This is a genomic window from Brevibacterium aurantiacum, assembly GCF_003932995.1.
GTDB classification, from domain to species: domain Bacteria; phylum Actinomycetota; class Actinomycetes; order Actinomycetales; family Brevibacteriaceae; genus Brevibacterium; species Brevibacterium aurantiacum.
In genome coordinates, this window is sequence record NZ_CP025333.1 from 3494209 (window position 1) to 3505183 (window position 10975).

10 protein-coding genes are annotated in these 10975 nt (G+C 65.4%); 1 reads left to right on the forward strand and 9 read right to left on the reverse strand.

Features of this window, described 5'->3' with window-relative positions:
- Nucleotides 1–71: 71 nt before the first annotated feature.
- From CXR25_RS16200 to CXR25_RS16230, 7 genes are all read right to left on the reverse strand, one after another.
- Nucleotides 72–1274, reverse strand: coding sequence for a hypothetical protein (locus CXR25_RS16200; protein WP_125240787.1), 1203 nt, complete (start codon nt 1272–1274; stop codon nt 72–74).
- Nucleotides 1222–1749, reverse strand: coding sequence for a hypothetical protein (locus CXR25_RS16205; protein ID WP_125240788.1), 528 nt, complete (start codon nt 1747–1749; stop codon nt 1222–1224). Before CXR25_RS16205 ends, CXR25_RS16200 begins: the two co-directional genes overlap by 53 nt.
- A 98-nt stretch (nt 1750–1847) precedes the next feature.
- Nucleotides 1848–2867 (reverse strand): N-acetylglucosamine kinase, encoded by a 1020-nt coding sequence (locus CXR25_RS16210; RefSeq protein WP_125240789.1) that lies wholly within the window; start codon nt 2865–2867, stop codon nt 1848–1850.
- Entirely contained in the window at nt 2864–3805 is a 942-nt protein-coding gene (gene murQ, locus CXR25_RS16215; protein ID WP_096146307.1) for an N-acetylmuramic acid 6-phosphate etherase, read from the reverse strand. The genes CXR25_RS16210 and murQ overlap by 4 nt, the downstream gene beginning before the upstream one ends.
- A complete protein-coding gene (locus CXR25_RS16220) occupies nt 3805–5310 on the reverse strand; it encodes a sodium:solute symporter (protein WP_125240790.1) in 1506 nt (501 codons plus the stop codon). The genes murQ and CXR25_RS16220 overlap by 1 nt, the downstream gene beginning before the upstream one ends.
- 96 nt (nt 5311–5406) lie before the next feature.
- Nucleotides 5407–6618 carry an anhydro-N-acetylmuramic acid kinase gene (locus CXR25_RS16225; protein ID WP_009882507.1) on the reverse strand — a complete coding sequence of 404 codons (1212 nt, stop codon included), beginning with the start codon at nt 6616–6618 and terminating at the stop codon, nt 5407–5409.
- Nucleotides 6615–7337: a GntR family transcriptional regulator gene (locus CXR25_RS16230; protein WP_125240791.1), complete on the reverse strand. Its 723-nt coding sequence runs from the start codon at nt 7335–7337 to the stop codon at nt 6615–6617. The genes CXR25_RS16225 and CXR25_RS16230 overlap by 4 nt, the downstream gene beginning before the upstream one ends.
- A 151-nt stretch (nt 7338–7488) precedes the next feature.
- On the opposite strand from CXR25_RS16230, the gene mgrA reads away from it, so the two are divergent.
- Nucleotides 7489–8529 (forward strand): L-glyceraldehyde 3-phosphate reductase, encoded by a 1041-nt coding sequence (gene mgrA / locus CXR25_RS16235; protein ID WP_009882509.1) that lies wholly within the window; start codon nt 7489–7491, stop codon nt 8527–8529.
- 46 nt (nt 8530–8575) lie between these two features.
- Here the strand turns inward: mgrA and CXR25_RS16240 are convergent, their stop codons facing one another.
- Both CXR25_RS16240 and CXR25_RS16245 read right to left on the reverse strand, forming a co-directional pair.
- The gene (locus CXR25_RS16240; RefSeq protein WP_125240792.1) at nt 8576–9715 is read right to left on the reverse strand and encodes a phosphotransferase; all 1140 of its coding nucleotides are present in this window, start codon (nt 9713–9715) and stop codon (nt 8576–8578) included.
- On the reverse strand, nt 9712–10974 hold the full coding sequence (locus CXR25_RS16245) for a phosphotransferase (protein ID WP_069600932.1): 1263 nt from the start codon (nt 10972–10974) through the stop codon (nt 9712–9714). Before CXR25_RS16245 ends, CXR25_RS16240 begins: the two co-directional genes overlap by 4 nt.
- Between the last annotated feature and the right edge of the window lies 1 nt (nt 10975).

Consider the following 10975-nt stretch of genomic DNA (forward strand, 5'->3'; position numbering starts at 1 on the left):
TGTTCCTCAGCATTGCGGGCACAGAATCGATGCTAGACCACGAGGAGACCGATTGACATGGGGCGGCGAACTCACACAGTCCTGCGTCCCACCCCGGAGACCTTCTCAGTGACGTCGAAGCGCTCACGGTAGCGACCGGTGAGCAGTCGCCACTGCGAATGCAGCGCGGTCGAGGAGTTGAACACGAGCAGGGTCAGCGGATACAGCACCCACTGCAGCCACATGGTCACCCGACGCACCGGTGGAACGTGGACCGGCCGGGGCGGCAGCAGCGAGTTGAAGACGATGACGGAAGCAATGAGACCGACCATGCCGATCTGCTGGATCAGACCGACCGTCATCGGCATCCGCTCGATGAGGTCCGTAACCTCTCCTGTCTGCGTTGCCACAGCGAAGGGAATCCACCCGCCGACTGCGATGATCACAGAGATCGAGGCCAGGCTGACATGACCTTCGATGAGTGAGAGGAAGCGGAGGAAACCGGGCCAGAAGGGTGTTCGAGCAGTCCCGGAGAAGACCCTCACCCCTACATAGGGCACATCGCTGGCACCGTATGACCAACGGCTGAGCTGCTTGAACTGAGCCACCATCGTGTCCCTGAATCCGCCGGCGAGGACAGCATCCTGGTAGATCGGAACGTGGATGGGCACGACACGGTAGTCACCGTCGAAGTGGAACCAGCTCCTCCAGTACTGGTGGCCGTCTTCGACGATCGTCTTCTTCGACCAGAACCCCATGTCGACGAGCGCGGTCAGTGGCTGAGAGTGGGAGGCGAAGTTGCGCAGCGAGAGAGGGCGGACCGTGGTCGTGAGATTCCAGAAGCAGTTCGCGCTCGCGACGACACGAGAGGGCGCGGGCGCCTCCCAGATGTTCGTGAGGTAGAGGCTGATGGGTTGGAACGAGAGGTGGGCGCGATCGGGCGCGAGCACATATTCGTAGGCGACATAGTCGAAATACGCCTCGTGGGGTGTGTTGTCGCAGTCGAGGCTGGTCACGAGCACCGACTCGGGATCGATCCCGTTCGCCTCCACCCAATGAGCCAGCCGCTGACCGGCGTAGGTGATGTTCGCGCCCTTTCCCGCAATCTCTCCCGGGATTCCGGCCGGATGCTCGACGAGGACGAAGGCCGCAAAACCGTCACCGTACTCGGCCGCCAGGCGACGTGCCGTCTCAGCCATCCGAGGCCCGCCGCGTTCCTCATAGGCGAAGAAGACGACGATCTTAGAGGGCGAGGTCGAGGTGTGCAGGAGGGAGCGGATTCCGTCGGCGACCACATCGTAGGGCTCGTTTGTAGGCAGCGACCACGACAGCATGGAGCACGGACGAGGGACGCATCACTGCACCTGGGTTCTCGCGCACTCGGGCAATCGTCGCGGCGTGCTGCTGCGCCCGGAACCCAGACCAGGGATAGGGACGTGAGGGCTGTCCGTCCAGCGCCCGTTCGACATCGAGCAGCCTGGCGCCCCAGTCCACTCGGGAGCTGCGCCGGAAGCGCACAAATCCTCGTGAAACGTCGACGGCTCCACGCATCGCCCGAAACAGAGTGAGTCCGACAACGGTGAAGACGTAGATCGCCCCGGCAGTCGCGTCGATGAACGGCAGGACGAACACCAATCCGATGGCGGAGAAGCTCACGATCGCCGGCAGTGCTTCGAAGCACCTGTAGGCCCTCGTGCGCGGCCCCGTGGGAAGTTCGAGCTCATCGGCAGGACGGTGGACCGCGGAATTCAGTTCACGAATCGTTCTCACACTGTCGATCCTGTGTGAAGATCCTGACCGACTGTTGGTCCGCAGATGCAGGCCAGGTGAATACTGGACATGCATTTGCCGTCGCCGGCGCGACTAACTCAGACCCACAGCACTCCCGGCTGCGGCCGCAATCGCCTCTGCCCCACCAGATTCGCCAAGGTCAGCGCCCCGCTGAGCGGATCGCCGGCGGGTTCGACAACGGCCGCCCCTGGCCTCAGGCGCAGAGCCTCAGCACGAAACGCCTCGACGAGAGACTCACCTGCCCGGCGCAGACCACCGCTGAGCGTGACTCGGGATGCGGCGTCGACTCCTTGGCCTCCGGCTGCGATCGCACTGCGCGCGGCCTCGCGTCCAGCCTCGGCCAACAGTGCGCTGGCCACGGGATCACCCGCACCGGCGCGGCCAGCCACGTCGACGGCGAACTCGGCGAGGAGTCCTGCTCGATCGCTGCGCGTGTAGAACTGTGCAGGCCACGTGCCCGGTTCGCCGAATATCTGTCGTGCCGCCTCAAGCAGACCGGCGCCTCGATCATCGACTCCGTCGTGGCACTTCAGCGCTGCCTCGAGTGCCTGTCTGCCCACCCAGGCACCGCCCCCGCGGTCACCGAAGAGATGCCCCCAACCGTCGACTCTCCTCCACTTCGGCAACAGCATTCCCTGCGGGTCGGGCCCGGGATGGGCGATGGCGATTGCTCCCGTGCCCAGGACCGTCACCGCTCCCCCACAACCCGATAGGGCGCCGAGGTGGGCCGTCAACGCATCGATCGCCACCGCCGCTTCTGCTTTCGCCTCCACCACCAGTGATCGCGCAAGCTCCCCGACGTCGGCGCTCAGTGAGGCGATGCCGGTGGCACCGATGCCGACTCCGCGGATCGACTCGACATGGTCCGGCCATGCTTCCTTGGCCGCGACGACGAGCCGCCGGATCTGCTGTGGGGCGTTGCTGCCCTCGGCTCCGATGGAGACCCCGGGGCCGGTAAGGACCCCCAGCGGCTCGGCCGCGACACCGTCGGCCGTGGCGCCGTCAGCAGTCGTGCTCGCAGCATTCGCGTCGAAGGGTGCGATCGCGACGCGACTGCCGGTGCCACCGATGTCGATGCCGAGGACGAAACCGCTCATGAGGTCTCGCGTCCCGATTCAGCAGACACTGCCGCAATCGCAGCCTTGACTGAGCCGTCGGAGTCCGCGAGATGCTTCGCCGCGGCCTGGGGCGTCACCGAGGTGAAGGAGACGACCAACGCCGTTTTGAGTTCGCCGTCGCAGTCCTCCAGCAGCTCACGGGCAGCAGCATCAGACAGGTCGGCTGCTTCGCAGAGGATCCGCACGGTCCGTTCCCGCAGTTTGTCATTCGTGGCGACCACGGAGACCATGAGGTTTCGCCAGGTGCGACCCAGCGCGATCATCAGCGCCGTCGAGAACCCATTGAGCGTCAGCTTCTGCGCCGTTCCGGCCTTGAGCCGGGTCGAACCCGTCACCACTTCGGGTCCGGTGTCGAGCAGAATATGGTCAGCCGCCGCCTCGGCGACGGGGGCAGCGGGGTTGTTCGAGATGAGCACGGTGTGCGCGCCCACCTCACCGGCGGCTTCCAATGCCCCGCGAACATAGGGTGTCGAACCGCTCGCGGCGATTCCGATCGCCACGTCGTCGGGACCGAGCTTTCCCGCAGCTCTGCGACCGTCGCCGGTGGAGTCCTCGGCGTTCTCCACCGCGTTGACCAGCGCCGCCTGGCCACCGGCGATGTGCCCGACCACGCGCCCAGGTTCGAGGTTGAATGTCGGCAGAAGTTCGCTGGCGTCGAGTACTCCCAACCGGCCCGAGGTGCCGGCACCGAAGTAGTGGACGGTACCGCCTCGGCGCATTCGCTCGGCCGCGATGTCGACGAGTTCTGCCAGCTGCGGCAGGGCCGCCCGCACCGCGGCCAGGACGGCGTGGTCCTCATCATTCATCACCTGCAGGACACCCAGGGTGTCGAGGTCGTCGAGTCCCGCGCTGCGGGGGTTGCGCTGTTCGGTCGGCGACAGCGGGCCCGGGGACGGTGGCTGCTGGGACTGGGTCATCAGCGGTTGCTGCCTTCCACCTCGGCGACGGTGCTGCGGGTCTGAGCCTTGGGGTGGCGCAGGGACAGGAGCCCGCCGATCACGACCATGACGATGACGCCGAGGAGCGGGTACCACTGCCAGGCGACCCACACCTCGCCGGTGATGTACTTCTCCATGACGAAGAAGAAGGCGTTGACCGCGACTGCCAGGGCGAAGGTGATGTTCGCGTCCACGGCGGTGGCGCGCTTGTTGACCATGCCGAACACGAACGCCCCGAGCAGCCCGCCGTAGGTGATGCCCGCGACGCCCAAGGCCAGGATGACGATGTTGCCCTCATCGGATTGGAAGACGGTGGCGGGGAGGATGAAGGCGATGCCCCAGCCGATCGTCGCCCAGCGCCCGACCTTGAAGCCCTCGGCGTCGGTCATCGGCGTCTTCTTCAACCGTGCATAGACGTCGTTGACCGTCGAGGAGGACAGTGCGGACAGAGACGAGGACAGGGTCGACATGGCCGCAGCGAGGATGCCGGCCAGCAGCAGACCCGAGACGCCGGGTGGCAGACCCTCGATGATGAAGAGCGGGAAGATCTCGTCGTCACGGCTCAGACCCAGATCGGCCGGCAGCGCGTGATCGTAGTAGGCCCACAGCGCCAGGCCGACCGCGAGGAAGATCGCGAACTGGACGAAGACGACGACGCCGGAGACGATGAGCGCCTTCTGCGCCTCGATCTTCGAGCGGCAGGACAGGAGACGCTGGACGATGAGCTGGTCGGAGCCGTGGGAGGCCATGGCGAAGACCGCGCCGCCGAGCAGCGAGGGGATGAACGAGTCGGGAGCCGAGATCGGATTGCCTTCGAAGATGAACATGTTCAGCTTGTCGGCCGACGCCGCCTCGCTCAACCAGCCACCGCCGAGGGCAGCGGTGATGACGATGATCGCCAGCAGACCGCCCACGACGTAGAGGCACATCTGAGCCACATCGACCCAGACCACGGCCTTGATGCCGCCGATGAAGGTGTAGGCGATCGTGACGAGTGAGAGGACGACGATGATGACGAAGTAGTTCGTGTGGATGCCCAGGCCGTCGAGGATGACTTTGACCGGGATGGCGGCGGCCAGCACGCGGATGCCGTCTGCCAGCAGGCGCGTGAACAGGAAGGTCACACCCGCGGTTGTCTGGGTCGAGGTGCCGAAGCGTTTGCCCAGGTAGGCGTACGCGGTGAGCATCTCACCGTCGTAGTAGCGCGGGAGCATGAAGAAGGCGACGACGACTCGGCCGAGGATGTAGCCCAGGCCCAGCTGCAGGTAGTTGATGTCGCCGAGGTAGCTCATGACCGGAATGCCGATCACGGTCAGGGCGCTGGTCTCCGTGGCGACCACGGACAGACACACCGCCCACCACGGGATGTTCCGACCACCCAGGAAGTAGCCTTGGAGGTCCTTCTGCTTTCCGCTGAGCTTCAGGCCCAACCACGCCGTGGCGACGAGGTAGACGATGATCACCAGAAGGTCGATGATCTGCATGGTGCTTCTCCTTCATACAAGGGGTGTGCGTTTCTTCGCGAGGCCTGCATCGGTGCAGGGCCTCATCAGTTCAGTGGTCTCATCGGTCCGCCGGTCTCATCGGTCCAGGATTCTCAGGCGTGTGGGTCTGGCTTCCAGAGGCTCGGGCAGGTTCAGCGGGCCGCGTCCCGGACTCAGCCGTCCGGCGATGCTCGAATGCGCGGCACCGGTGAGGTTCGGCTCGGTGCCTGCGAGTCCGTTCCAGCTCAGCCATCCGAGCAGCGCCATGAGGAGGGCTTCTTTGGCACCTTCGGGCAGCCCGAAGGCCTGATCCGTGCTGGTCAGGGTGATGCCGGGGCCGAGTTCCGAGGCCATTCGCCCCAGCAGCGTCGGGTTCCGGGTGCCCCCGCCGGAGGCGATGACCGTGGTGACTCCGTGTGCGTGGCAGGCATCGGCGACCGTGCGCGCGGTCAGCGCCGTGACCGTCGCGATGGCATCATGCTCGCCGAGGTGGGTCCTGGGTTCGAGGAATCCATCGAGGTAGTCCGCGTGGAAGAGTTCCTTGCCCGTCGACTTCGGTGCCGGAAGTTGGTAGTACGGATCGGCCAGCAGCTGCTCGAGCAGCTCCTCATCGACCCGACCGCGTGCGGCCAGCTCCCCGTCACGGTCGAAGCCCGCCTCCCCTTTGGTGATCCTGCGGGCGAGGATGTCGATGAGTGCATTGGCGGGGCCGGTGTCGAAGGCCAGCGGTGCGCGCTCGGGCGCGAGGACCGTGATGTTGGCGATGCCGCCGAGGTTGAGCACCGCAATCGGAGCCTCGACGTCACCGACAAGGAGGCTGTCGAGGATTCCGACGAGCGGGGCGCCCTGCCCACCGGCGGCAACGTCGCGGGCACGGACGTCGGAGAGTACGGGAGCTCCGGTCGCCTCGGCGATCCATGCCGGTTGGCCGATCTGCAGTGTGGAGGTGACGGCACCCTCGGTGATGTCGTGGCGCACGGTCTGCCCGTGGGAGACGATGAGCTCGGCCTCGACTCCGGTTTCGGTGCAGAGGTCGCTGACGGCCTGGGCGCAGAAGCGGCCCAAGCGGGCATCGACACTGGAGACCAAGGACAGGGGGACGTCGGCAGGCTCGAGCAGACGCAGGATGTCGCGGCGCAGCTGCTGGTCGAATTCGACCTCTCGGCTGGCGAGGATGCGGACACCAAGTTCGGAGAGACCAGCCGCCTGGCGGACACTCAGCTCGTCACCGTCATCGTGGATGAAATCAGCGAGGACGACGTCGAGGGCATCGGCGGACGTTCCTGTCATCAGGCCGGCGATGATCATGGGCGGCCTCCTCCGTGGGTGTCGGGCAGGGTGAGTTCGCTGCGGATCTTGTAGCGATCTCCGCGATAGACCGAGCGAACGAATTCGAAGGGCACGCCGTCGGCTCCTCGGGAGGTGCGTTCGAAGAGCAGTGCCGTTGACTGTTCGGGAACTCCGAGGATCTTCGCCTCGCCCGCGTCGAGGAGGGTCGGTTCGATCGTCTGCACACTGTGGTTGAGAGAGATGGAGAAGCGCGAGGCCAGCAGTTCGTAGAACGAACTGTTCTCCAGGTCCGCAGGCATCAGACCGGGGACGAGGGCGGCGGGGATGTGCAGTTCCTCAAGTGCGAGTGGTTCGTCATCGGCCAGGCGCAGACGCAGAATTGCGATGACCTCGGCATCATCGTCGATGTGGAGCCTGCGCCCGATGTGGGCGCCGGCCTTGGTCACGTCGAAGGAGACCACGCGCGACCCCGGGCGCATACCGCGGGCGACCATGTCTTCTGTGAAGGAGCTCGCTGCCAGTGGCTGGTCGAGTTTCGGGCCGAGGGCGAAGACGCCTGCGCCATGGCGACGGCGGACGACGCCCTTGGAGACCAGTTCGTCGATGGCGCGGCGCAGGGTCATCCGCGAGATGCCCAGTGCTTCGGCGAGCTGGCGTTCGGGCGGGAACTGCTCGCCGGCGGCCATCGTCTCAAGGCGGTCGAGGAGCTGATCCCGAATCGAGTGGAATTTGGTCACGTGACTATTGAGGCATAGGACACACCTGGAAATCAAGACCACTGGTCTGACTTTTACGATTTGAGGACAGATGAGAGGGCATCAGCCGTGTCCGCGGGTACGACTAAGCTGAGGGTCAGCACTCGAGTCTTTTCCCGCCGCAGGAGGCACCGTGTATCAAGCAGCCGATGACCGCTACGAATCGATGAGCTATCGCCCGGTCGGTCGCTCCGGACTCGTCCTCCCCGCTCTGTCGTTGGGGCTGTGGCACAACTTCGGCGATGATGTTGCCTTCCAGAATCAGCGTGACATCGTGCGCCGGGCCTTCGACTTAGGCATCACCCACTTCGACCTCGCGAACAACTACGGTCCACCTCCCGGCTCGGCCGAGACCAACTTCGGGCGACTGCTGCGCGAAGATCTCCATCCCTACCGCGACGAGCTCATCATCTCGACCAAGGCCGGGTGGGCGATGCATCCCGGCCCTTACGGCGGACCGGGCGGCAGCCGCAAATACCTGTTGGCCAGTCTCGACGCCTCGCTGAAGCGGCTCGGCCTCGACTATGTCGACATCTTCTACTCTCACCGCCCCGATGCCTCGACTCCCCTCGAGGAGACCATCGGCGCCCTCGACACCGCGGTGCGTTCGGGCCGTGCCCTCTACGCCGGCATCTCCTCATATTCGGCCGCCGACACAGCCCGCGCCTCGGCGCTGGCGAAGGAGCTGGGCACTCCGCTGCTCATCCACCAACCCTCGTATTCGATGTTCAACCGGTGGATCGAATCCGATGGCCTCCTCGATACGACCGATTCCGAGGGGCTGGGCGTCATCGCGTTCTCCCCACTCGCACAGGGTCTGCTCACCGACAAATACCTCGGCGGAGTTCCCGAAGAGTCACGGGCAGGAAAGTCCACTCCTTCGTTCAAGGATGGCTTCCTCTCCGAGGACAACCTCGAGCGCATTCGCGGGCTGAATGATCTCGCCGAAGCTCGCGGTCAGTCACTGGCACAGATGGCGCTGAGCTGGGCGCTGCGCGATGATCGTGTGTCCTCTCTTGTCATCGGTTCCAGCCGGGTCGCCCAGCTCGAACACAATGTCGCGGCGCTGAATTCGGAACCATTCAGCGCCGAGGAACTGGCCGCCATCGATACGTTCGCCGTCGATTCCGGCGTCGACATCTGGGGAGATGCCCGCCGCAGCACTCAGGAGTGAAACTCGACGAGAGCCGAGCACGGGGCGAGAAACGCCTGCAGTCGCGTCATTCGTGGGCGGCTTCGAGCAGGACCCCGGTGTGTGGGGCCCAGCGCGGTCGGAATGCATAGACGCAGACCAGCCGCACGAGTGCTGAGCGCTCATAGGTGCGGACCCGGTCTGGATCCAGTCCGCTCGCCGAGGTGATCCGAGAGATCTCCCCGATCACCACCTCGGCGTCGTCCTGGGTCCAGATCCCCTGGTGACTGCGCCACTGCGCGTGCGCGCGCAGGTTGCCCAGGTCGAGTTCGCGTTCGCCGAGGCAGGCCGTGTCGACGTCGAGCAGTCCGGGTCCGGCCACCGGATCCCACATGACCTGCTTGTCATGGAGGTCGCGGTGGATCGGACCCCAGTTCCGCTCCCCCGCCGAGGAATTGTTCCCGTCTGCCAAGGACGCGCCGTCGCTGAGCAGGTCGGCGCTGACCTGCGTGATCAGAGCATCAACCTCGGCGAGCTTCTCTCCGAGGTGGACGCGGGCACGATCGCGCCACTCGTTGAGCACCTGCACTTCCGAGCTCGCCGAATGGACCGGCATCGACGGCATCGCCGCAGCAATCGTGTTCGTCGCGGCACTCGTGTCCGCTCCAGCAGTCATGTCCGTCTCAGTGGTCGTGTCGGTCGTGGATGCGGCGAGCGCCCAAGCGTCGAGAGCTTCCGCCCAGGCACGCGACCAATCAGCACCCAAGCGCTGTGGATCATGGAGTTCGACGCCCGGCAGTGCACTGAGGACGACGGTCGAATCATCCGCGGTGAGCACGGTCGGCAATGCGAAGCCGTTCCGGAACGCTTCGGCCCGGTCCTGTCCGGCGACGATTCCATCCGCTTTGGACGAGCGCACGCATTTGGCGAAGCGTCCATCGGCCAGGCGGATCACGGCTCTCTTCCCCGGCCGATGCGAGACCACGCGGTTCCCAGCGGTGCCGAGCAGTCGCTCGAGTCCCGGCAGCTTCGAGTCTCTGCCTTCCTCGAGCATGTCCACTCGACCGTTGCTGAGGAACCCTGACCTGATCGCAGACCCGTGCTGAGCTTCGAGCGCGATCCGACCTCGGCTGGCGGGCCAGGCACGGCACACAGTCCACTTCTGGCCTTCGATCGTGACGAATTCGGGGATGTCAGACACTGTTTGTGCCGCAGGTCCTGGCGTCATTTCGACACCCGGCTCGCGTTCGCGGACAGAGCCTGCTGAGCTGCATTGATGGTCTGCATTGTGGCCTGCTGCCAATCCGGTCGGCATGTGCGCCACGGTTCGACGGCCGTGACGAGCATGGCCCAGGCGGCCCATGCCTCCACATCGACATCGACTCCGCCTGCTGCTCGGTAGCCGTCGAGGAACCCGGCCTCGAGTGACGTGCCTTCCTCGTCGGTGCGTCGCCGACAGGCGGCCACCCAGCGGCCAAGGTCCATCCCGACAGGGCCGACACCGGCCCGGTCGAGATCGATGATGCGGCATTCCGAATGACCGACAAGCACCTGGTCGGGGCTGAGGTCCCCATGAATCGCACGGGCGCCGCCATCGGCTGCAGCACCGGTGAGGGGTTCGTTCCCGATCCGCTGTCGAAGCTCCCGGACGATGTCCTGGACGGACCTGCCCACTTCGGGCAGCAGCTGCGCCAGCAGCGTCGCGGTTTCCTCGGCTTGATCAAACGGCGATGGAGAGGAACCGGAGACCACCTCGGCGGGGGTGTGGCGGTGAAGTTCTGCGATGATGACTCCCACTTCCTCGGCCACAGCGAGGTCGGGAGACGTCTCCAGGTCACCCGTCCCCCACCAGGGAGAGCCCACAGCCGTTCCTTTGCTGCCGATGGGTTCGACAGGGAGGGTCGGCAGACCCCAATCGGTCCACTGTTTGGCGGTCTCGACCAGGTGCTGCTGGGAGCGGGTGCCGATGCGAATGAACTCGGGAGCCCCCGCGTGCTCTGGCGAATGTTTGAGCAGAACTCTCCGTCCGGGGTTGTAGCCGATGACATCGATCTCACCGTTCAACCGCGCAATCGCGCGAGCAGTCTCCTTCCCCAGCTTCGAATCCGCCGCCACCGATCCACTCAGCAGCACACTGCCGGTGGCACCGGCGGATCGTGGTTCGCTGCATTCGTGCACAGTGATCGTCTCATCGTGCCGGGCAGCCCGCCTGCGAATATTGACGAGCTTGTCAGCGCTGGTCACAACCGCAGTCCACCCCCAGTCCTCAAGCCCGCCGAGGCGGCTCCCGGCTTCCCGCGACCAGGACACGATGGCATTGCGACCGGGTTTGACGCGGATGCGGTTGGGCACGACGGGAAAGCCTAAGCGCTGCGAGAGTGCCTCGGCTGATCTGAGCTCGGTCACGTACGGCAGGTTCGCGAACTCCGCCGTTGCCTCATCGAGTTCTGCCGTTGCCTCATCATCGATTCCATGAAGGTCCGTCATG

Excerpts from the sequence above, each read along its gene's own strand:
- CXR25_RS16225 (WP_009882507.1), bottom strand. The coding sequence starts at position 6,618 with ATGATCATCGCCGGCCTGATGACAGGAACGTCCGCCGATGCCCTCGAC.
- murQ (WP_096146307.1), bottom strand. The coding sequence starts at position 3,805 with ATGACCCAGTCCCAGCAGCCACCGTCCCCGGGCCCGCTGTCGCCGACC.
- CXR25_RS16220 (WP_125240790.1), bottom strand. The coding sequence starts at position 5,310 with ATGCAGATCATCGACCTTCTGGTGATCATCGTCTACCTCGTCGCCACG.
- CXR25_RS16240 (WP_125240792.1), bottom strand. The coding sequence starts at position 9,715 with ATGACGCCAGGACCTGCGGCACAAACAGTGTCTGACATCCCCGAATTC.
- CXR25_RS16210 (WP_125240789.1), bottom strand. The coding sequence starts at position 2,867 with ATGAGCGGTTTCGTCCTCGGCATCGACATCGGTGGCACCGGCAGTCGC.
- CXR25_RS16245 (WP_069600932.1), bottom strand. The coding sequence starts at position 10,974 with ATGACGGACCTTCATGGAATCGATGATGAGGCAACGGCAGAACTCGAT.